The organism is Mesorhizobium sp. B2-4-18, from assembly GCF_006441385.1.
GTDB classification, from domain to species: Bacteria; Pseudomonadota; Alphaproteobacteria; order Rhizobiales; family Rhizobiaceae; genus Mesorhizobium; species Mesorhizobium australicum.
Window position 1 is genome coordinate 16,419 of record NZ_VFUW01000020.1, and the last position, 20,534, is coordinate 36,952.

Annotated in this window: 26 protein-coding genes; 15 read left to right on the plus strand and 11 right to left on the minus strand. The window is 63.7% G+C overall.

The features are described 5' to 3' along the window. Window positions 1-55 precede the first annotated feature (55 nt). The gene (locus FJ527_RS29055) at window positions 56-721 is read left to right on the plus strand and encodes a TIGR02117 family protein (RefSeq protein WP_140726251.1); all 666 of its coding nucleotides are present in this window, start codon (window positions 56-58) and stop codon (window positions 719-721) included. A gap of 18 nt (window positions 722-739) precedes the next feature. Here the strand turns inward: FJ527_RS29055 and FJ527_RS29060 are convergent, their stop codons facing one another. Both FJ527_RS29060 and FJ527_RS29065 read right to left on the minus strand, forming a co-directional pair. Beyond that, window positions 740-1,978 (minus strand): FAD-dependent monooxygenase, encoded by a 1,239-nt coding sequence (locus FJ527_RS29060; RefSeq protein ID WP_140790530.1) that lies wholly within the window; start codon window positions 1,976-1,978, stop codon window positions 740-742. A gap of 10 nt (window positions 1,979-1,988) precedes the next feature. Continuing rightward, on the minus strand, window positions 1,989-2,234 hold the full coding sequence (locus FJ527_RS29065; protein ID WP_015318409.1) for a zinc-finger domain-containing protein: 246 nt from the start codon (window positions 2,232-2,234) through the stop codon (window positions 1,989-1,991). Between the two features lie 167 nt (window positions 2,235-2,401). Here FJ527_RS29065 and FJ527_RS29070 point away from each other — a divergent pair, with 167 nt between their 5' ends. Next, window positions 2,402-4,594: an RNA degradosome polyphosphate kinase gene (locus FJ527_RS29070; protein WP_140824686.1), complete on the plus strand. Its 2,193-nt coding sequence runs from the start codon at window positions 2,402-2,404 to the stop codon at window positions 4,592-4,594. After that, window positions 4,594-6,129: an exopolyphosphatase gene (gene ppx, locus FJ527_RS29075; protein WP_015318407.1), complete on the plus strand. Its 1,536-nt coding sequence runs from the start codon at window positions 4,594-4,596 to the stop codon at window positions 6,127-6,129. The genes FJ527_RS29070 and ppx overlap by 1 nt, the downstream gene beginning before the upstream one ends. Here ppx and FJ527_RS29080 read toward each other — a convergent pair whose 3' ends face one another. The 5 genes from FJ527_RS29080 to betI form a co-directional block, all read right to left on the minus strand. Next, window positions 6,130-6,552: a DoxX family protein gene (locus tag FJ527_RS29080; protein ID WP_140717589.1), complete on the minus strand. Its 423-nt coding sequence runs from the start codon at window positions 6,550-6,552 to the stop codon at window positions 6,130-6,132. A gap of 225 nt (window positions 6,553-6,777) precedes the next feature. Beyond that, window positions 6,778-7,200 carry a DoxX family protein gene (locus tag FJ527_RS29085; protein WP_140617164.1) on the minus strand — a complete coding sequence of 141 codons (423 nt, stop codon included), beginning with the start codon at window positions 7,198-7,200 and terminating at the stop codon, window positions 6,778-6,780. Between the two features lie 177 nt (window positions 7,201-7,377). Next, on the minus strand, window positions 7,378-8,775 hold the full coding sequence (gene fumC, locus FJ527_RS29090) for a class II fumarate hydratase (RefSeq protein ID WP_140617163.1): 1,398 nt from the start codon (window positions 8,773-8,775) through the stop codon (window positions 7,378-7,380). 123 nt (window positions 8,776-8,898) lie between these two features. Further along, a complete protein-coding gene (locus FJ527_RS29095) occupies window positions 8,899-9,672 on the minus strand; it encodes an SDR family oxidoreductase (RefSeq protein WP_140824698.1) in 774 nt (257 codons plus the stop codon). 180 nt (window positions 9,673-9,852) lie between these two features. Beyond that, window positions 9,853-10,491, minus strand: a complete 639-nt coding sequence (gene betI / locus FJ527_RS29100) for a transcriptional regulator BetI (RefSeq protein WP_140824687.1) — start codon at window positions 10,489-10,491, stop codon at window positions 9,853-9,855. 77 nt (window positions 10,492-10,568) lie between these two features. Here betI and choX point away from each other — a divergent pair, with 77 nt between their 5' ends. Next, window positions 10,569-11,501, plus strand: coding sequence for a choline ABC transporter substrate-binding protein (choX, locus tag FJ527_RS29105; RefSeq protein ID WP_140824688.1), 933 nt, complete (start codon window positions 10,569-10,571; stop codon window positions 11,499-11,501). 20 nt (window positions 11,502-11,521) lie between these two features. Then, a complete protein-coding gene (locus FJ527_RS29110; RefSeq protein WP_181166532.1) occupies window positions 11,522-12,331 on the plus strand; it encodes an alpha/beta hydrolase in 810 nt (269 codons plus the stop codon). Here the strand turns inward: FJ527_RS29110 and FJ527_RS29115 are convergent, their stop codons facing one another. Beyond that, on the minus strand, window positions 12,332-13,171 hold the full coding sequence (locus FJ527_RS29115) for an NIPSNAP family protein (RefSeq protein WP_348642634.1): 840 nt from the start codon (window positions 13,169-13,171) through the stop codon (window positions 12,332-12,334). Between the two features lie 83 nt (window positions 13,172-13,254). On the opposite strand from FJ527_RS29115, the gene FJ527_RS29120 reads away from it, so the two are divergent. Next, window positions 13,255-13,887, plus strand: coding sequence for a TetR/AcrR family transcriptional regulator (locus tag FJ527_RS29120; RefSeq protein WP_181166533.1), 633 nt, complete (start codon window positions 13,255-13,257; stop codon window positions 13,885-13,887). Window positions 13,888-13,953: 66 nt separating this feature from the next. Here the strand turns inward: FJ527_RS29120 and FJ527_RS29125 are convergent, their stop codons facing one another. Continuing rightward, window positions 13,954-14,139: a CsbD family protein gene (locus FJ527_RS29125; RefSeq protein ID WP_015318399.1), complete on the minus strand. Its 186-nt coding sequence runs from the start codon at window positions 14,137-14,139 to the stop codon at window positions 13,954-13,956. Window positions 14,140-14,306: 167 nt separating this feature from the next. Here FJ527_RS29125 and FJ527_RS29130 point away from each other — a divergent pair, with 167 nt between their 5' ends. The 8 genes from FJ527_RS29130 (at window position 14,307) to FJ527_RS29165 (ending at window position 18,636) form a co-directional block, all read left to right on the plus strand. Continuing rightward, the gene (locus FJ527_RS29130) at window positions 14,307-14,975 is read left to right on the plus strand and encodes a glutathione S-transferase family protein (protein WP_140717601.1); all 669 of its coding nucleotides are present in this window, start codon (window positions 14,307-14,309) and stop codon (window positions 14,973-14,975) included. Window positions 14,976-15,058: 83 nt separating this feature from the next. After that, on the plus strand, window positions 15,059-15,811 hold the full coding sequence (locus FJ527_RS29135; protein WP_140617158.1) for an SDR family NAD(P)-dependent oxidoreductase: 753 nt from the start codon (window positions 15,059-15,061) through the stop codon (window positions 15,809-15,811). A gap of 276 nt (window positions 15,812-16,087) precedes the next feature. Next, the gene (locus FJ527_RS29140) at window positions 16,088-16,297 is read left to right on the plus strand and encodes a cold-shock protein (RefSeq protein ID WP_010915421.1); all 210 of its coding nucleotides are present in this window, start codon (window positions 16,088-16,090) and stop codon (window positions 16,295-16,297) included. A gap of 343 nt (window positions 16,298-16,640) precedes the next feature. Continuing rightward, a complete protein-coding gene (locus FJ527_RS29145) occupies window positions 16,641-16,868 on the plus strand; it encodes a hypothetical protein (RefSeq protein WP_015318396.1) in 228 nt (75 codons plus the stop codon). Continuing rightward, window positions 16,868-17,275, plus strand: a complete 408-nt coding sequence (locus FJ527_RS29150) for a hypothetical protein (protein WP_140617157.1) — start codon at window positions 16,868-16,870, stop codon at window positions 17,273-17,275. Before FJ527_RS29145 ends, FJ527_RS29150 begins: the two co-directional genes overlap by 1 nt. Before the next feature lies 1 nt (window position 17,276). Then, entirely contained in the window at window positions 17,277-17,444 is a 168-nt protein-coding gene (locus tag FJ527_RS29155) for a hypothetical protein (RefSeq protein WP_140824691.1), read from the plus strand. Window positions 17,445-17,544: 100 nt separating this feature from the next. After that, window positions 17,545-17,832 (plus strand): YkgJ family cysteine cluster protein, encoded by a 288-nt coding sequence (locus FJ527_RS29160; protein ID WP_181166534.1) that lies wholly within the window; start codon window positions 17,545-17,547, stop codon window positions 17,830-17,832. Window positions 17,833-18,024: 192 nt separating this feature from the next. Then, window positions 18,025-18,636 carry a LysE family translocator gene (locus FJ527_RS29165; RefSeq protein WP_140824693.1) on the plus strand — a complete coding sequence of 204 codons (612 nt, stop codon included), beginning with the start codon at window positions 18,025-18,027 and terminating at the stop codon, window positions 18,634-18,636. 12 nt (window positions 18,637-18,648) lie between these two features. Here the strand turns inward: FJ527_RS29165 and FJ527_RS29170 are convergent, their stop codons facing one another. Continuing rightward, complete coding sequence (locus FJ527_RS29170) at window positions 18,649-19,035, minus strand: nuclear transport factor 2 family protein (RefSeq protein ID WP_140824694.1); 387 nt, start codon at window positions 19,033-19,035, stop codon at window positions 18,649-18,651. A 17-nt stretch (window positions 19,036-19,052) separates the two neighbouring features. Further along, window positions 19,053-19,487, minus strand: coding sequence for an OsmC family protein (locus tag FJ527_RS29175; protein ID WP_140824695.1), 435 nt, complete (start codon window positions 19,485-19,487; stop codon window positions 19,053-19,055). A gap of 199 nt (window positions 19,488-19,686) precedes the next feature. Here FJ527_RS29175 and FJ527_RS29180 point away from each other — a divergent pair, with 199 nt between their 5' ends. Beyond that, a complete protein-coding gene (locus FJ527_RS29180; protein WP_140824696.1) occupies window positions 19,687-20,316 on the plus strand; it encodes a TetR/AcrR family transcriptional regulator in 630 nt (209 codons plus the stop codon). The last annotated feature ends 218 nt before the right edge of the window (window positions 20,317-20,534 follow it).

The following is a 20,534-nucleotide window of genomic DNA, read 5'->3' on the forward strand; positions in this document are numbered from 1 at the left end:
GATCCGATAAATGATCTTCTTCATTGAGCCGCGACGGAATCGCGAAGCCGCACCGATGAGAAAACTCCTGCGTTTCCTGGCCATTCTGGTTGCAGCACTGGTGCTCGCCGTGTCGCTCGGCACGCTGGTGCCGCGGCCGCTCTGGCCGGCAGCCGCAGCGGGCGAGGGCATCCGGCACATATTGGTGCTGAAAAATCCGATCCACACCGACATCGCCATTCCCGTGGACGACGAGGTGCGCCGGCGCTTTCGTTTCCTTGCCGATGTCGGCCTGCCATCGGACGCGCCCGAAGTGCGCTACCTCGTCTTCGGCTGGGGTGGGCGCGCCTTCTACCTGGAAACGCCGACATGGTCGCAATTGAAGGCGCTGCCCGCGTTCAAGGCTTTGACGCTCGATGCGTCGGTGATGCATGTCGCCGTCGCCGGCAATATTCCCGAGCCGCACCCCGATGTCGCCGGCTTCGACGTGGGCGAAGACCGTTTTGCCGCATTGCTTGATTTCATCGAAGCGAGCTTTCAAGAGGGGCCGAACGGTCCGATCGTCATCGACAATGCCGCCTACTCCAATTTCGATCGCTTTTATGAGGCCAATGGCCATTTCAACGCGCTGATCGGTTGCAACACCTGGACGGCGGCGGCACTGCGCGCTGCCGGCCTGCGCACCGGCTGGTGGAACCCGCTGCCGGTTTCGCTTGGGCTGTCGATGCGGCTGTATAATTAGCTTTGCCGCGGGCTCCTTTCAGCGACGGGTGATCCGCTGCTGCTCCCACCCGTAAAGCCAGTCCAGATCGGCTGCGAGCTTCTCTCCCGGTCGTGCCGCCAGAAACAGATTGCGGGCCAACGCCACCGGGCCTCGGGCATGCCAGGCAAGCCGGTTGAGCGCGCCGCGACGGATGACCTTGGCGATGCGCGACCGCCGCAGGTTCTCCCAGATGACGAGGCTTTGCGTCAGGTCGCCAGGGAAGTCGGCGATCAAATCGGCAAGCGTAGCCGCGTCCTCGATCGCCATGGCAGCACCTTGCGCCGCGAACGGCGTCATGGCATGCGCGGCGTCGCCGATTAGCGCGATGCCTTCGGGCATGGTCCAGCGTCGCTGTTCGACCGTGTGGATAGGAAAGGCGGTCCACGGGCCAGCGAGTTCCACCAAACGCGCCAGCGCCGGCGCGGAGCGGCGCATGGCGCCTGAAAGGATGGCGGGATCGGCGTGGCGTGACCACCCGTCGGCGATGCGCTCGCCCCGGGTGAAGGCGGCAAGGTTGAAGGCGCTACCCCTGCTCACGGGGTAGGCGACCAAATGAAAGCCGGGATGCAGGAAGGTGGTGACGCAGTCAGGGGAGCCGATCGCGGTGAAGGCTCGCCCCGCCTCGTTGTCTGCGCTCACCGTCGCCCGCCAAGCCAGTTCGCCGGAGAAATGGCTGTTCGCCAAGCCGGCTCCGCTGCCTGGACTGGCAAACCTCCGCACCGCTGACCAGACGCCATCGGCGCCGACCAGCAGAGATCCTTGGGTATCGATGACCTTGCGGCCGACCCCGTCTGTTGTGGTGATAACGAACGAACCGGAGGCCACGCTGCTGATCTGCGCGCCGGTGGTGAGATGGATGTCGGGCAGTTGCGCAACGCGCGCCATCAGGGCGTCTTGCAGATCCGCCCGGTGCGCCACGAGATAGGGCGCCCCCCAGCGTTCCTCGCCGGCTCCGCCAAGCGGCACACGTGCCAGTTGGCGCAGGCTCGCGGCGTCCTTCAGCACCACGGCTTCCGGCTGGACGGCATTGGCAAGAAGCGTGTCGAGCACGCCAAGCTGGCGAAGGATGCGGGTCGCGTTAGGAGAGAGCTGGATGCCGGCGCCCGCCGCTTCGAGACGCTGCGCCTGTTCGAACACCCTCACGGAATAGCCGCGTTCGGCAAAGGCAATCGCCGCTGTCAGCCCGGCGATGCCAGCCCCGGCGATCATGACCTGCCGGGACCGCGTCGAGCTCATGATCGGAAGGTCAGGCGGCCTGGTCGATGTAGAGGCAGCCCGCCGGCAGCGTTTCGGTCGCCTTCAGCTTCGGCGAATAGCGATAGAGGGTCGAGCAGTAGGGGCAGACTTTCTCATTGTCGTCGCCCATGTCGAGAAAAACATGCGGATGGTCGAAAGGCGGGTTGGCGCCCGTGCACATGAATTCCTTGACTCCGATGTCGATCGCCGGGTGGCCCGCATCGTTCTGGAAATGGGGAATGGAACCGCCTGCCATCGTCGTCTCCTTAACGCAGTCTCTCTGCATCTGGATCATATCAAGTCTGTTTGCAAGTTCGATGAAATCAAACTGTCGCAAAAGCCTGTCAGAGAACTGTCGCAAAAGCCTGCCACAGGATAAGTTAAGCCGGTTAACCGGCTGAGGCGCGCGGAAGAGCAGGAATCATGAACGAACTGAAGCCGGTACAGAGCGAATTCAACAATGTCTTGGCAGCGAGCCCGGAAGGCAATCCGGACCGCTTCGTCAACCGCGAATTCTCCTGGCTGCAGTTCAATCGCCGCGTTCTCGAGGAATCGCTGAACACCCATCACCCGCTGCTGGAGCGCGTCCGCTTCCTGTCGATCTCGGCCGCCAATCTCGACGAGTTCTTCATGGTGCGCGTCGCCGGCCTTGCCGGCCAGGTGCGCGAGGGCATCGTGCTGAAGAGCCCGGACGGACGCACTCCCGAACAGCAGCTCGAACAATTGCTGCGTGAGGTCGAGCGGCTGCAGGAGGACCAGCAGAAGAGCCTGTCGGCCCTCACGGTGCTGCTCAACAAGGAAGGCATCGAAAGCATCACCCGCGACGCGCTGACAAAGGACGAGAAGGTCTGGCTGGAAGACCATTTCCAGGAGCAGGTGTTTCCCGTGCTGACCCCGCTGTCGATCGACCCGGCGCATCCGTTCCCGTTCATTCCCAATCTCGGCTTCTCGATGGCGCTGCAACTTCGCCATCGCAAGAATGGCGAGGAGATGAGCGCGCTCTTGCGCCTGCCAGTGGCGCTGAAGCGCTTCATCCGCCTGCCGGACCGCAAGCACCATGTCCGCTTCATTCCGCTGGAGGAGGCGGTCGGCCTCTACATCGGCAAGCTCTTCCCCGGCTACGAGGTCAAGGGTTCCGGCACGTTCCGCATCATTCGTGACAGCGACATCGAGGTCGAAGAGGAATCGGAAGATCTCGTGCGCCTGTTCGAAACGGCGCTGAAGCGCCGCCGCCGCGGCTCCGTCATCCGCATCGAATTCGACAAGCTGATGCCTGGGGAATTGCGCGATTTTGTCGCCGGCGAGCTTGGCGTCTCGTCGAGCCGCATCAGCGTGCTCACCGGGCCGCTGGCGCTCAGCCAGATCTCCGAGATCGTCTCCGTTCCGCGCGACGACCTCAAATTCATCCCCTACAACCCACGTTTTCCCGAGCGCATCCGCGAGCATGGCGGCGACTGTTTCGCCGCCATTCGCGAGAAAGACATCGTCGTCCATCACCCCTATGAGTCGTTCGACGTGGTGGTGCAGTTCCTGCGCCAGGCGATGGCCGACCCCGAAGTGGTGGCGATCAAGCAGACGCTCTATCGCACCTCCAACGACAGCCCGATCGTGCGTGCTCTGGTCGACGCGGCCGAAGCCGGCAAGTCGGTAACGGCGCTGGTCGAGCTCAAGGCGCGTTTCGATGAGGAGGCCAACATTCGCTGGGCGCGCGATCTCGAACGCGCCGGCGTGCAGGTCGTGTTCGGGTTCCTGGAACTCAAGACCCACGCCAAGATGTCGCTGGTGGTGCGGCGCGAGGACGGCAAGCTGCGCAATTACGTCCATCTCGGCACCGGCAACTACCACCCGGTCACCGCGCGCATCTACACCGACCTGTCCTTCTTCACCACCGATCCGACGATCGCCCGCGACGTCGCCCAATTGTTCAATTTCATCACCGGCTATGCCGAGCCGACCGCCGAGATGCGGCTGGCGATCTCGCCGTTCACGCTGAGGAACCGCATCCTTCAGCACATTTCGGACGAGGTCACCCATGCGTTGGAGGGACGGCCGGCGCGTATCTGGATGAAGATGAACGCGCTCGTCGATCCCATCATCATCGACGCGCTCTACGATGCCAGCCGCGCCGGAGTGGAGATCGACCTCGTCGTGCGCGGCATCTGCTGCCTGCGGCCGCAGGTGCCGGGCCTGTCGGAGAACATCAGGGTCAAGTCGATCGTCGGCCGTTTCCTGGAGCACAGCCGCATCTATTGCTTCGGCAACGGTCATGGCCTTCCGTCGGACGAGGCGATCGTCTACATCTCCTCGGCCGACCTCATGCCGCGCAATCTCGACCGCCGCGTCGAGACCATGGTGCCGATCACCAATCCAACTGTGCATGAACAGATTCTGGGTCAGATCATGCTGGGCAACATCATGGACAATCAGCAAAGTTTCGACGTATTGGCTGATGGGACCTCCCGGCGCGTGGTGCTGGAGGAGGGCGAGGAACCGTTCAACGCGCAGGAATATTTCATGACCAATCCGAGCCTGTCGGGACGGGGTGACGCGCTGAAATCGCATGCGCCCAAGCGAATCGCCCAGTTCAAGCGCCGCAAGAAGAACGCTGCCACCTGATGCTGTCCAATTCCCAGGGCCGGCTGCAGGACCGCCGACCGCTGTCCATCATCGACATCGGCTCCAATTCGATCCGTCTTGTCGTCTATGAGGGGCTGGCGCGCTCGCCGACCATGCTGTTCAACGAAAAGATGCTGGCCGGCCTCGGCCGCGGCATCGTGTCGACGGGGAAGCTGGACCCCGAGGGGGTGGCGCGCTCGATGGAGGAGTTTCGCCGTTTCCGAGCGCTCTCCGACCAGGCAGGCGCCGAACACATGTACGTGCTGGCAACCGCCGCCGCCCGCGAGGCGATCAACGGTCCCGATTTCATCCATCGTGCCGAGGATGTGCTCAAGACCGAAATCCGTGTGCTCTCCGGCCGCCAGGAAGCGCATTATTCAGCGCTCGGCGTCATCTCCGGCTTCCACCCGGCCAACGGGATTGCCGGCGACCTTGGCGGCGGCAGCCTGGAGCTTATAGACATTGATGGCGAGGCGATCGGCGACGGCATCACGCTGCCGCTCGGCGGCCTGCGCCTGCAGGACATGGCGAAGAACTCGCTCGTCCAGGCGCAGAAGATCGCGCGCCAGGAACTGGCCCGGGCCAAGCTCTTGAAGGGCGGACAAGGCAGGACTTTCTACGCTGTTGGCGGCACCTGGCGAAACCTCGCCAGGCTGCATATGGAGATGAACAACTACCCGCTCGGCGTCATGCACCACTACGAAATATCGGCCGAAAGCGCTCAGAATTTCCTCAAGCAGGTGGCCAGGGGCGAAGTCGAAAAGGTGAGGGGTATCGAGGGCGTCTCCAAGAACCGCCGCTCGCTGCTGCCCTATGGCGCTCTCGTGCTGCAGGAGATCATGACGGCGATGCAGCCGTCCAGGATCGTCGTTTCGGCGCAAGGCGTGCGTGAGGGTTTCCTCTATTCGCTGCTCGACGCGGCCGAGCAGAAGGCCGATCCGCTGATCTCGGCCGCCGAGGAACTCGCGCTTTTGCGCTCGCGTTCGGTCCATCACGCGCATGACCTGGTCGAATGGACCGGCAAGGCCTTCAAGGCGTTCGGCATCGACGAGACGGAAGACGAAGCGCGCTATCGCCATGCCGCCTGCCTGCTCGCCGATATCGGCTGGCGCGCTCATCCGGAATATCGCGGCAAGCAGTCGCTCAACATCATTGCGCATGCATCGTTCATCGGTGTCGATCATCCCGGCCGCGCCTACCTGGCGCTGACCAACGCCTACCGTCACGATGGCGTCTTCAATGAATTGGTGGCGCCCGAAATCAGGGCGTTGGCGCCGCCGCGCCTGCTGGAGCGCGCCCGCGTACTGGCAGCGATGATGCGCGTGGTGTATCTGCTGACGGCCGCGATGCCCGGCATCATGCCGAGGCTGAAATGGGAAAGCCGCCCCAACGGCGCGCTGGCGCTGGTGCTGCCGGCCTCGCTCTCCGACCTATACGGCGAGCGCCCGGCCGGCCGGCTGGCGCAACTGGCGCGCATCACCAACCGTCGCCTGGTGCTGGCGGTCGAGGGCGGGCAGAGCGTGTCGGCGAAGTAGTCAAGTCGCGTCGGCGCCTATGCCGAAGCCGCGCCCATCGGCCGACCAGGCGCCGGCGCCGGCCATGGCAAGCGCCAGGAAACCACCCGATATCGCGATATCCTTCATCAGCATCTGCTGGTGCAGGAAGGCGAGCGCCGCATCCTCGGCGCCTTGGCCATAGTGGCCGATATAGCCGGCCGCGATGCAGAAGCCGGCCAGCAGCAGTGCCACGATCCGCGTCTGCAAACCAACGAGGATCAGCAGTCCCGCGATCAGCTCGAAAAGGCCGGTGCCCCAGGCGGCGAGCGCCGGCAGCGGCAGGCCGAGGCCGGCGAAATAGCTGGTGGTGCCGGCGATGTTGGCGAGCGCCTGGAAGCCGGACGGCACGAACAGCACGGCAAACAGCAGCCGCGAAACCAGAAGCAATGCACTGCGACCCATGGCTCCCTCCCTTGCCGGCACGGTCGCCGGCGACCATTGCAGTCTAATGCATGTCGCCCGGGAGTGTCCTTGGTCCGGGACAACGACATGCATAAAACCAGAAGCTTACAGCAGGTCGGGCGAATCCTATTCGCCGCGACGTGCTACAGGCCTGTAAGCACACAACGAAAAAGCGGCGCGGAAAATTCCGCGCCGCTCGTTTCAGGTCCTTGGGAGGAAAAAACCTCAGCCGCGCTTGGCGTCGATCGAATAGGCGCCGGCACCCGAGGAGGCCAGCAGCAGGAAACCGCCGGTGATGGCGACGTTCTTGAGGAACTGGATCATCTGCATCTGGTCGGCCCAGCCGGTGTGGGCGACCAGCCCGGTCGCGATCGTAAAGATCGCGAGCACCCAGGCGGCGATCCTGGTCTGGAAACCGACGAGGACGGCAAGGCCGCCAAGCAGCTCGATCAGTCCGACGATGACGGCCGTCGCCGTCGGCGCCGGCAGGCCGAGGCCGCCGAAATAGGCGGCGGTGCCGGAAATGGCTGTGAGCTTGCCGAATCCAGAAAGCAGGAAAATGACCGCGAGCAGGATGCGGCCGATGAGGATGGTGACAGAGCTGTTGGACGCGGTGCCGCTGCCGGCGAAGGAAGTGTTTGTGGACATGGTGGCTCTCCGAATGGGGTTGATGCCCCGTCAGATAGAGCATGCCAACTGTTCACCAAAGCCGCCTATCCGGCGACACATTGTTCACAGGAATACGTTTCTGTGAACCGGTGAAAAGCGGAAATTCATGTCGGTCGACGCGCTGGCGTGAGGATATTCTCCCGCCGAAAAATGCCTTCACCCCGGATGTGTCATGTCCTGCGGCCGCACCAGGCGGTCATAGTCGGCCTCGCTGACCAGTCCGGTTGCCAACGCTTCCTCGCGCAACGTCGTGCCTTTCTTGTGCGCGGTCTTGGCGATCTTGGCGGCGTTGTCGTAGCCGATGGTGGGCGCAAGCGCGGTCACCAGCATCAGCGAACGGTCGAGTGCCGCCTTGATGTTGTCCTCTCGCGCCTCGATGCCGACGACGCAATTGTCGGTGAAGGAGACCGAAGCGTCGGCGAGCAACTGCACCGACTGCAGGAAATTGTACGCCATCAGCGGATTGTAGACGTTGAGCTCGAAATGGCCCTGGCTGCCGGCGAAGGTCAGCGCCGCATTGTTGCCGAACACCTGCACGCAGACCTGCGTCATCGCCTCGCACTGGGTAGGGTTGACCTTGCCCGGCATGATCGAGGAGCCGGGTTCGTTTTCCGGCAGCGACAATTCGCCGAGGCCCGAGCGCGGGCCGGAGCCAAGGAAACGGATGTCGTTGGCGATCTTGAACAGTGCCGCGGCCGCGGCATTGATGGCACCGTGCGAGAACACCATGGAATCATGTGCGGCGAGCGCCTCGAACTTGTTCGGCGCGGTGACGAAAGCGATTCCGGTAATGGCGGCGATGCGATCGGCCACCCGCTCGGCGAAACCGACCGGCGCATTGAGGCCGGTGCCGACGGCGGTGCCGCCCTGCGCCAGTTCCTGCAGGCCGGGCAGCGTCTGCTCGATGCGCTTGATCGAGGAGGCGACCTGCGCGGCATAGCCGGAGAATTCCTGGCCCAGCGTCAGCGGCGTGGCGTCCTGCGTGTGGGTACGGCCGATCTTGATGATATGGTTGAAGTCCCGGCTCTTGGCGGCGAGCGCCTTGTGCAGGTGGTGCAGCGCGGGGATCAGGTCATGCTCGATCCGCTCGGCGCAGGCGATGTGCATGGCCGTCGGATAGGTGTCGTTCGAGGACTGGCTCATATTGACGTGGTCGTTGGGGTGCACCGGCTTCTTCGAGCCCATGACGCCGCCCAGCATCTCGATCGCGCGGTTCGAGATCACCTCGTTGGCGTTCATGTTGGACTGCGTGCCCGAGCCGGTCTGCCAGACCACCAGCGGAAAGTGGTCGTTGAGCTTGCCGTCGATGACCTCTTGCGAGGCCTCGATGATCGCCTTGCCGATGGCCGGATCGAGCCGCTTGAGCTCCATGTTGGCTTCCGCCGCCGCCCGCTTGACGATGCCCAGCGCGCGCACGATCGAAGCCGGCTGCTTCTCCCAACCGATCTTGAAATTGCCGAGGGAACGCTGCGCCTGGGCGCCCCAATAACGGTCGGCGGCGACCTCGATGGGGCCGAACGTGTCGGTTTCGGTTCTCGTCTTTGGCGTGCTCACGGCAAGGCTCCGGTCTGTCGATTTGGGCAACGGCGTATCGCGTTGCACAAATGGCTTCAAGCGGAGAATGCGAACGATGAGGTTGAAGCTGTAGCCGGTCTTCCCCATCGCGGTGGAGATCGCTCACCCCGCCGTATACCCCCCGTCGATCGCAAAGATGCCGCCACTGGTCCAGCCAGCCTCGTCGCTGGCGAGATAGATCGCCATGCCGGCGATGTCTGCGGGTCGACCGATGCGGCCCAATGGGTAGCTGCGTTCGACATAGGCTGTCAGTTCCGCCTGTGCCTCGACAGGCAGGTTGTCCACGGTCTTGCGCCGCATGGCGGTGTCGACCGTGCCGGGTGCGATTGCGTTGACGCGGATGCCGCGCGGACCGAGTTCGAAGGCCAGCGATTTGGTCAGCGAGTTCAACGCGCCTTTGGACAGGGAGTAGAGGCTTGATGGCCGCTTCGGGATCATCTTGTTGGCGAAATAGGAGGAGATGTTGATGACGGATGCACCTGCACCGAGATGCGGCAGCAGCCCCTGGGTGAGGAAGAACGCCGCCGTCACATTGAGCGCGAAAGAGTGCTGGAACTGTGCCTCGCTGACACTCTCGAACGGCACGAGATAGGCGACACCGGCATTGTTGACGAGAACGTCGAGTGGCCGGCCGGATTCTTTCGCCTGCTCGACGACCGCTGCGAGGCCGGGGCTGGTGGCGAGGTCGGCCGACAATGTCGCCACCATGCCTGTCGAGCCTAGGGCCGTCAGCTTCTGGCGAGCGGTGTCGAGTTTGCCCGCGTCGCGGCCGACGATCAGGACATCGGCACCCTCGTGCAGGAATGCCTCGGCGATCGCCAGGCCGATGCCATCCGATCCGCCGGTGATCAGCGTCCGCTTGCCGTGAAGCCTCATCACGCACCTCACCATGCGTTTGCCATCAAACAGAGGGATCGCACCGCATGTCCGTGAGGGGGTCAAGTCATCAGGCTATCCCAGGGTATGAACTTCAGCCGGCGTCCGGCGCAAGCGCCCGACGGCCGGCTGGCCTGAGACCCGTCGCAGCGCGAAAACCGGACGACGTGCGGGTCGGTTTCACGCGCTGGCGGTGGAGCGCTCCTGAGTAGTCAGCCGCGCGGCGACATAGCCCTTGACCTGCCGGATCGCCTGTTCGCGCGAGACGCTGCCCGGCTGCAGGCCGAGCCGAAGCCAGAGTCCGTCGATCAAGGCCGTGACGCCAAGCGCGATGTCGTCGGCCTCGTTGGGTGAGGCGAGGCCGCGCAGGCCGGACAACAGATTCGAGCGCATGCGCCTATGGATCACCTTCTGGATGCGCGCCAGCTTTTCATCGCGCGGCACCTCGGCGCAGAGCGAAAGCCAGGCATGGCATAGAGGCGGCAGGAAGAGATGCTCCTCGAAATTGCCCTCGATCACCGCGTCCAGGCGTTCCATCGAAGTCCGCGCCCGGCGAAGCCTTGCGACCACCGCGTTGCATAGGACTGCGTTGGCCTCGCGCATGGCGTGCTCGAACAATTCCTGCTTGTTGCGGAAATAGTGCAGCACGATGCCTTTGGAGGCGCCTGCATGGGCGGCGACTTTTTCCAGCGTCGCCCCCGCAATGCCTTCGCGCTCCAGAACCGCGAAGGCCGCCTGGCGCAATTCCTTTCGGCGTATGTCGCCAAGGCGTTTCAGTTTCACGAGATTGTTCCATGCCTCACGAATCCATGTTGACATTTTCGCCCCGCGAGATCAATCATTGACCCATGGGATAATAAAAAGACCGATGGGTCAACACAATAAGGAGAACGGAAATGGTGCGTATCCTTGCAAGCTGTCTGGCCGCGCTGGCGTTGGCCTCGCAGGCTGCCCTGGCGGCCGACGCCGAGCAATGCCGTGTGGTCCGCATGGCCGAGCCCGGCTGGAACGATCTCGCTTTCACCACGGGTGTGGGCAATGTGCTTCTGCAAGCGCTCGGCTATCAGCCACAGAGCGAGGTGCTGGGCATCAACGTCATCTACGAAGGCATGAAGAACCGGGATCTCGACCTGTTCCTGGGTTACTGGGACCCGGCGATGGTCACCTATTACGAACCCTACAAGAAGGACGGCTCGATCGAGAATGTGCGTGTCAATCTCGTCGGCGCCAAATACACGTTCGCAGTCCCGACCTATGTCTGGGAGGCAGGGGTCAAGGACGTCTCCGACCTGCGCAAGTTCGCCGACAAGTTCGGCAAGAAGATGTATGGCATCGAGCCCGGCTCCAACCAGCTGATGATGGACGCCATCGCCGATCCGGCCTTCGGCCTCGATGGCTGGCACGTGGTCGAGTCCAGCGAAGCCGGCATGCTGTCGGAGGTCGGCTACGAGATCAAGGAGAAGCAGTTCATCGTCTTCCAGGGCTGGGCGCCGCATCCGATGAACACCATGTACGACTTCAAGTATCTGACCGGCGGCGACAAGTTCTTTGGCCCGAATTTCGGCGCCGCGACGGTGACGACGCAGGTCCGCAAGGGCTACCTGCAGGAATGTCCTAACGTGGCGCAGTTCCTCAGGAATCTCGTCTTCGACATCGATTTCGAGAATGTCGGCATGGGCTACCTCATCAATGACGGCATGAAGCCGGAGGAGGGGGCGCTGAAGGCGATCACGATGAACAAGAGCCGTCTCGATGCCTGGCTCGCCGGTGTCACGACTTTCGATGGCAAACCTGGTCTTGCCGCCGTCAAGGAAAAGCTTGGCCTGTGAGACCGCCGGACGCCTTGCCCATGGCCTGTGTGGAACAGAACGCCTGGGCTGGCCGCAAGGAATGGGTCAATATCGGCGATCTCGACATCGCCTATGTCGAGATCGCCGGTGCCGGGCCGCCGCTGTTGCTGATCCATGGTTTCACCGACACCAGCCGCAGCTTTTCGCTGCTGGCGCCGCATTTGGCTGGCCGCCGGCTGATCATGCCCGATCTGCGCGGCCATGGTGCCTCGCAGGCGGGCGGCGGCTACCGCGTCGCTGATTTCGCCGAGGATATTGCCGGGTTGATCCGGCATCTGCGGCTGGACCGGCCTGTCGTCATCGGTCACTCGCTGGGCGGCATGGTGGCAACTGCATTGGCCGCCCGGCAGCCGGACTTGATCGGAGGCCTGGTCGTGCTGGCCAGCACGCTGAAGCCCGGCTTCACGCCTGACCATGCGTTGCCGGTCGGCATCCTGGCCTTGCACGATCCGATATCGCCGGCCGACCCGTTCTTTGCCTGGTGGCATGCGTGCCAAACCTCGGTGCCGCGGACGTTCCTCGCGGGCCTGGCGACGGAAGCTTCCGCCATGCCTGCGGCCCGCTGGCGTGCCATTCTGGAGGAAGTCCGCATCACCGACCTGACCGCCGAGGCACGGGCCGTGCGGGCCAAGGCAATGATCATCGCCGGCGCCTGCGATCCGCTATTCGACAAGCCGCACCAGCAGGCCTTGGCCGACGCGCTGACCGGATCCCGTCTCGTCTGGGCGCAAAACTGCGGTCACAACCCCCATTGGGAGGCCCCGGCCTTCGTCGCCTCCGCGATGGCGGGACTGCTCTCCGGCCGCTGATCACCGCAACAGCGATCGGGCCGTGGGCACCAGCCGCAACGTCTCGGCCGGCTTAGTGCTAATGCCCTGCATGTTCTGGCCAAGTGCCTGCCACGCCGGCGAAGTGGCGAGGCGATGGCTGGCGTGGGCATCGCCGTCGGGGAAGCCGGCAACGGTGATAAAGACGTTTTCGCCGGCGCGCACGGGTAGCCGCGGGAAGGTGTTTGCGGCCGGCTCCGTCAGGAAGGCGCCAAGCAGGCGCGCGCCGGTTTGGGCAAGCCGCGCAACCATCTCCGCCTGGAAGCGCCCGGCGAAGTCGGCGCCGATGCCCGGCCGCAAATGATGAATCGAAATCTCAACCAGGCCGGGCAACCCGCTTCGTTCGCTTGTGCTTTTGGCCATGTCGGCCATTGGCCGGCGCAATCCCGACAGATCGAAGCCGGCATCCGGCCACGCCGGCCGCAGCAGCAACACATCGTCGGAATCGATCATCGTCGCGTTGGCCGCGTCGCGGTGCGCCGCCCATACCGGGCCGTCATAGAACGCGCTCAGAGCATCCTTGCGCGCATCCATGCTCTCGAAACCACGCATCCAGACGAACATATCGGGGCGGTCCAGGTCGCGGAACTGGCCGATGATGGTCATCCCCGCGTCTTCCTGGCTTTCGATGAACTGCGTGTCGAAGATATCGATCAACGTTTCGCGCCGGCCAGGCTTCAACGTGTACTGCCGCAATTCGACGATCGGCGAGGCGAGTACCGCCGGCTTAGGCGTGGCATTCGGGATCGGGCTCATCCGCGGGTTCTCCAAAACAGGTTGATCGTCCTGTTTATAAACAGACCGGTTGCCCTGTTTTGTCAACATGCTATCCTTCGGCAATGTCAGCAGAGCTCAACATCCGGCCAGGGCGAGTCCGAGGCAAACGCATCAACGACCCCGAAGGCATGCGCCGCAAAGTGCTCGATGTCGCCGAGGCAGCGTTTCAGGCACGCGGCTATCATGCTTCCAGCCTCGGCGACCTGATGGCGGCGGCAGGCGTCAGCGGTGGCGCGTTGCATCATCACTTCCCGACCAAGAAGGCGCTGGCGCTGGCGGTCATCGACGAGCGCGTGGCGGCGGCGGTCGAGGAGACGTGGATCGTGCCGGTGCGGCAGGCGGCTTCGGCCCGCGAGGGCGTGCGTCAAGTGTTCGACGCCGTGGCGGCGGAACTGGAACGACAAGGTTTCGTGCGCGGCTGCCCCCTCAACAATCTAGCGCATGAACTGTCGCTCGCCGATCCCGAATTTCGGAATGCCCTTGTTGGCGTCTTTTCGGCATGGCGCCAGGCGATCGCCGACAAGATCAGGGCCGACCAGCGGGAGGGCAGGGAGCAAGGCACGGATCCCGAGCATTTTGCGGTGTTTGCGGTCGCCGCCTATTCCGGCGCCATGTCGATGGCCAAGACAGCACAGGACGCCGGCCCGTTGCGCGATTGCCTGGCGGCGCTGGAGCAGAGCGTCTCGCAAGCGGCATCATTGCAGGGCGAGCCGGTGGCGCGGCGACGTCGCAGGGTGCTGCGCCGGCATGGCATCACTTGAGGCAGGTGGATCGCTGGGCCCACTTTGTGGCTGACGTGAAAAGGGCCGCTCGACGCGGCCCTTTCCTCAGCGGTCAAGCGATTTCTTGACCTTGTCCTTCGCGTCGCCATAGGCCTTCTGCACCTTGCCGGTGGCCTTGTCGGCCATGCCTTCTGCCTGCGTCTGCCTATCGCCGGTCACTTTGCCGGCGGCTTGCTTGACCGAGCCTTTTACCTGCTTGGCCGCACCGGCGACCTGATCCTTGTTCACCATTTTCGCATCTCCCGGGTTTGGTTCGCCTTGGCAAACGAGCCGGCACGGTTTCGGTTCCGCCAGCCGCCGCTTATGTCGGCGAAACAGGGTGTCTTTCGGGCGCCGCGCCGGCAGGCTAGGGTGCCGGCCAGCGCACTCCGCAAGGAGCAAACCGCCAAGGGGGACAAATGTCGGAATTCACGCTCTATATCGGCAACAAGTGCTTCTCGTCCTGGTCGCTCAGGCCCTGGGTGGCGATGCGGCACCTGGAGATACCGTTCGAAGAGGTCTTGGTGCGGCTGCGCACCCCCGAAACCGCCGCCAACCTGGCGAACGTGTCGCCGACAGGTCAAGTCCCTGTCTTGGTTCACAAGCCCTTGAACCACACTGGCGGAATGGTCTGGGAAACCCTTGCCATCCTTGAATACCTCGCCGATCTCTTTCCGGAGAAAAAGCTCTGGCCGGCCGATATCGGCGCCCGGGCGCTGGCGCGTTCGGCGGCGACCGAGATGCATTCCGGTTTTCGCGAAGTCCGCTATGGCTGGCCGATGAATTTGCGGCGGCCAAAGGGCCACAAGCCACTCGACGCCGAGGGCGAGGCGCAACGCGCCCGCATCGAGGCGCTGTGGCGCGAGTGTCGCGAGAAACACGGCAAGGGCGGCCCGTTTCTGTTCGGCCATTTCACCGCGGCCGATGCCATGTATGCGCCTGTCGTCACCCGCTTCGACACCTATGGTGGGGATCTGGCGCCCGATACCAGGGCCTATGTCGACGCCATCCTCGCGCTGCCGGCGATGCGCCAATGGTATGCGGAAGCGGCGAAGGAGCCGTGGCCGGAGCCGGGGCCGGATGAATAGGACCCGTCTGCGAAGCGGTCTTCCCCGTTGACCGGGACGGCCTATCTAGGAGCATTGGCGCGGCGCCCTTTGGAGATGTTGCAATGACCGTTTCTTCCATGCTTGCCGGCAAGGTTGCTCTCGTCACCGGCGCTTCCTCGGGCATTGGCGAGGCGACGGCTGCGGCACTGGCTGCTGCCGGGGCAAGGGTGGCGGTCGCCGCCCGTCGGGTCGATAGGCTCGAAGCTCTGGCCGCCCGCATCGAAAAAATCGGCGGAACGGCTTTGCGCATCGAGGCCGACGTCACCAGCAATGACGATGTCGCGGCCATGGTCGGGAAGGTGGTGGCCGAATGGGGTCGGCTAGACATTCTTGTCAACAATGCCGGCGTGATGCTGCTCTCGCCGGCAGCGGAGGCAACGCTCGATGACTGGCGCCATATGGTGGAACTCAACCTGCTGGCGCTGATGGGCGTCACCAAGGCGGCGCTGCCGCATCTCAAGGCTGCCAAGGGCCATATCGTCAATGTCTCGTCGGTCGCCGGCCGCGTCGCCAATCCCGGCGCCAGCGGTTACGCGGCGACGAAATTTGGTGTCGTCGGTTTTTCGGAATCACTGCGGCGCGAAGTCTATGCCGACAAGGTTCGCGTCACCGTGATCGAGCCGGGCCTGGTGCGCACAGAGCTTGGCGACCATATCACCAACGCTGCCTCGAAGGCGGGGCTGGACCAGCGCCTCGCCACGATGGAAGCGCTGACCGCCGAGGATGTCGCCGCCGCCATCCTCTATGCCGTCGGCCAGCCGGCGCGCGTCAGCGTCAACGAGATCGTCATCAGACCGACCGACCAGGAACGCTGAGCGGCCGCCGGCAACGCTCAGGTGCGGGCGCTTGTTCAGCATGGACGTTGGCCAGATGACGTCCTTTCAGGCGTCGAATTCTCGGATCGATGGCGCAACATTTGACAGGCGTCTGAAACACGCGTAGAAGAAAGTCGTCGATATTTGTTTGACTGACTTTTGTTATCCGCGCTTCCGGGCGCGCCTTTGACGAACTTCCCACATCAAAAATCGAGACAAACGGCGTTGTGCATCCGCATGACGGCGAACGAATATTTGCCATGGAAAGGGTTCGTCATGAGCACCGGCACAGTCAAGTGGTTCAACGCCACCAAGGGTTTTGGTTTTATTCAGCCTGACGACGGCTCCGCCGACGTTTTTGTCCACATCTCGGCCGTGGAGCGCGCCGGTATGCGCGACATCGTCGAGGGCCAGAAGCTCGGCTACGAGATGGTCCGCGACAACAAGTCGGGCAAGATGTCCGCCGACCAGTTGAAGGCGGCCTGAAGAAAGAATTCAGCCGTCCCGGTGACCACGGATGTACTGGCACTGGTGAACGGCGAATTGGGGCGCATGGCCACGGGAACCTGAGTTTCCACGGCCTGTGCTGCCCATCAGGAGCTAGCCTTGCGCATCCAGTTGGATGCGCGGCGCTCCCAGGGAAGGTCAGGCGGTGCCTGGCCTTTTTCATTTTACGCTTGTTGCCGCCGAAAATGCGCTGCGCATTGAGCTGAACGTGCTAAGGGACGCTCCAGCATCTTGAATCCGCTGCCGCATCGCTTTGTGCATGGTCCCGACCGAAGACCCGGTCTCGTCCTATCGGCACCAGGCTCCTGACAGGAGAAAGATTTTGACCGCCCATTCGAAGACAGCCGTCGATCCGGCCGTGTCGCTGTTCAGCAAGACGCAAACACAGTCGATGTCGCTTAACCGCATCATTTCCGAGCGCGATGCCGTCAGCGAAGCGCGGGAAGCCAAGACCGCGCGCCTGCGCGAGCTGCGGCTGGAGAAGGAGGCCGACGAGATGGCGGCAGCGGCGGCACTCGCGGCGCTGCCGAAACGAGCCGGAAAACGCTGATGGCTACCAAGCGCGTACCGCAAACGCCAATCGCGGCCGATGCGACCATTGCCGACATGGTCGAGACCCTGGACAAGCCGGTCGAATATGTCCGGCGCGTGCTGGAAAAGCTCGAACGCTGCAAGCGCGCCCATGGCGATGCCCAGGTGCGCGTCGGCGTGCGCGGCCGGGCCGAGTGCCCGAACTACCTCATCGAATATGTCCGCGAAGACGCCAAGACCCATGAGCGGGTCACCTATCAGGATGCCGCCTATAGCGGCAGCACGCATCGTGAGCTGGCCGCGCACCACATCGCGGAAGCCAGGAACTGGTCGCCCGAGGAAATGAACATCACGGCGGTTTCCGCGTTGATCGGCCGCTTGCGCAATCCGCGCGCACCATCATCGCGTTTCGCCGACGAGGATTGAAATGGCCATAAAATTCTCCGCCAAGGATCAGCCGGCAGCGCCGGCTCCCGCCGCAAAGCCGGCCAAGCCGGTTGCCGCGCCGAAGGCCGCCGCCGCCGACCAGGCAGCGACCGATCTGTTCAAGTCGCCAGCGGATGCACCGAGGGGCAAGACCGGCAAGAAGAAGTAGCGCCTTGCCGCGGGACGCCGATCGCAATCTCGCCGCGCCGGGGCCGTTTGCCCAGGCAGCCACGACCAGCCTGCCGTCGGCACAACCAGGCATCGCTCCTATGTTCGATTGCCAGAGCTGCGGCGCGTGCTGTTCCTATTCAGCCGAGTGGCCGCGCTTTTCGACAGAGGACGATGCGCAGCTCGACCGCATCCCGGAAAAATACGTGGCGGCAGACCTGTCGGGCATGCGCTGTGACGGCGTGCGCTGTTCGGCCCTGTCTGGCGAGGTCGGCAAGTCGACCGCCTGCACCATCTATGACCTGCGCCCGGATGTCTGCCGCGCCTGCATGCCTGGCGACGACGAGTGCCTGATGGCGCGCCGGGCGCCCGGATTTTCCACCTCTTAGCGGCGGCTTCCTGGCGGCGAATGCATGTCGCCCGGAAGTGTCCTCGGTTCCGGGACAACGACAAGCATAAAATCGGAAGCTTACAGCGGGTCGGCGAATCCTGTCGGCGCGACATGCTGTAATGACTGTCGCTTGTGCGCACCCCGCTTGCTGGCTAGGCTGCGTCAGGGTAGGGCGCCGGAGGAAATCATCGTGAGCATCGAATTTCTGTTGACGTCGCTGATCGTCGTAGCTTCGCCGGGCACCGGCGTACTCTATACGCTGAGCGCCGGGCTTTCGCGTGGTGCGCGGGCCTCGATCATTGCCGCCTTCGGCTGCACGCTCGGCATCATCCCGCATATGGCGGCCGCCATCACCGGTCTGGCGGCGCTGCTGCACACCAGTGCTGTCGCCTTCGAGACGCTGAAATATCTCGGCGTCGCCTATCTGCTCTACATGGCCTGGAACACGCTGAAGGAAAAAGGCGGCCTGAGCGTCGAGGACAATGTCGCGCCGCGCTCGGCCGGCAAGGTGATCGCCACCGGCATCCTCGTCAACGTGCTCAATCCGAAACTGTCGATCTTCTTCTTCGCCTTCCTGCCGCAATTCGTCAGCACCACGGAAACCAACGCACTGTCGAAGATGCTGGAGCTCAGCTCGGTCTTCATGCTTTTGACCTTCGTGGTTTTTGTCGGCTACGGCATCTTCGCGGCGTCGATCCGCAGCCATGTCGTGTCGCGGCCAATGGTGCTGACCTGGATGCGCCGGACTTTTGCCGGCGCCTTCGTCATGCTCGGCGCCAAGCTGGCGCTGGCGGATAGGTGATCGAGGCTTAGTCTAGCCCTTGACATAACCCATCGCCTCGACGATCCGCCCGTCCGCGACGCGCATCAGGTTGACGCCGCGCAGCGAATTGCCGTCGGCCATCCAGTAGCGCCAGCGGATCGTGGCGCGGTCGCCGGCCACGAAAGTCTCTTCGAGGTCGAAGCGCGCACCGGGTGCGGTGGCGATCGCCGACCACAGCTCGACGCAGGCTGCCTTGCCGGCGCGGCGCGCGCCGTCCGGCGCCGGCGTGGTGTTCTCGATCACGCAGTCCTGCGCCACCAGATCGTCGAGAGCCGAGGGATCGTGACGCTGGAACACATCGTTGTAGCGCCGCATGATTTCAGCCGTTTCGCCGGAGCGGTTGGCCGCGGTGATGTCGATGATCAATTCCTGCGTCAAGCGATTTCTCCTTCCGTTCAGTGACTTATGAGGTTCGCTTTCAGCGTGATCGTGGCGACGCCGGCCAGCGCCCGCGAGACAAGGCATCCCGCCTTGGCCGACTGTGCCAGCCGCTCGAAGTCGGCGGCGGCGAGCCTGGGGACGTTCGCCTCCGTCTCCAATTCAATGCGGGTAATCGTCGGCCCGGCCGCGGTGGCGCCCAGATGCACCTTGGCGGTCGTGTGGATGTCGCTTGCGACATGACCTTCACTGCCGAGGACGGCGGTGAGCGCCATCGAGAAGCAGCCGGCAGGGGCGGCCGCGATCAGTTCCTCCGGATTGGTGCCGGGGCCGTTTTCGAAGCGGGACGGGAACGAGTAGGCGCCCTCGAACACGCCGCTGCCCAGCCTGAGCCGTCCGGAACCTTCCTTGAGCGGGCCGTGCCATTCGGCCGATGCTTCGCGAATTGTCATTGCTGTCTCTCCTCTGGTTGATGAAATGAAGCCTCACGCGCTCCGACGGCTTCCGCGCGCACCGGGCTCCGTCTCGCCCTTCCCGTGGATACTCAAACTATCCCCATCTCCAAAATATATAGACCGATCTACATATTATGTAGACCGGTTGTCCTATTACAGGCAAGCCCTATAATGCGCGCTCCTGACAGGGGGTGACATGGCGACAGACACACGCACGCGGATGATCGAGGCGACGGCACTGCTATTGCGGCGGCGCGGCTATCACGGCACGTCGCTCAACGACATTCTGAGCGCCAGCGGCGCACCCCGCGGCTCGCTCTATTTCCACTTCCCAGGTGGCAAGGATCAGCTGGTCGTCGAGGTGACGCGCGCCAGCGTCGCCGAGGTAAGCGGGCGGCTGGGCGAGGCTTTGGCCGCCGAACGCGACCCTGCGGTCGCCGTCCATCACATCTATCAGTCGGTGGGACGCATGCTGGAAGACAATGAGTTCTCACTCGGCTGCCCGGTCGCGCCGGTCGTGCTGGACTCGCCAGGCGATGTGCCCGACCTTGTCGAACTGTGCCGCTCTGCCTTCGAACAGTGGATCGGCTTGCTGCGTGAGGCTTTCGTCAGGGCAGGGGTGCCCGAGCGTCGCGCGCAGGCGCTGGCGCTGCTGGTCGAGTCTTCGCTGGAAGGCTTAATGGTGATTGCCCGCGCCACCCGGGACCGCTCATCGCTCAACGCAGTGGCCGATGAGGTGGCCATCCTTATCGAGCAGGCCGTGCTCGCCGGCAAGGTGGCACAGCGGGCGGAGATTACCCGCTGTCTGACCGCTAGTCCCAACTGACTGCGGTGGAGCACCAGCCTCAAGACGAAAAGAAAAGGGCGACCTCGAGGGCCGCCCTTCGGTAGCTGAATGCAGATGGAAGCGTGGACTAGAAGTCCATGCCGCCGCTCAAGCCCGCTTGCGGGCTTGAGCAACTTGGATTCATGGGCGTGCTTTATGGACTTCTTAGAAGTCCATGCCGCCACTCAAGCCCGCTTGCGGGCTTGAGCAACTTGGAT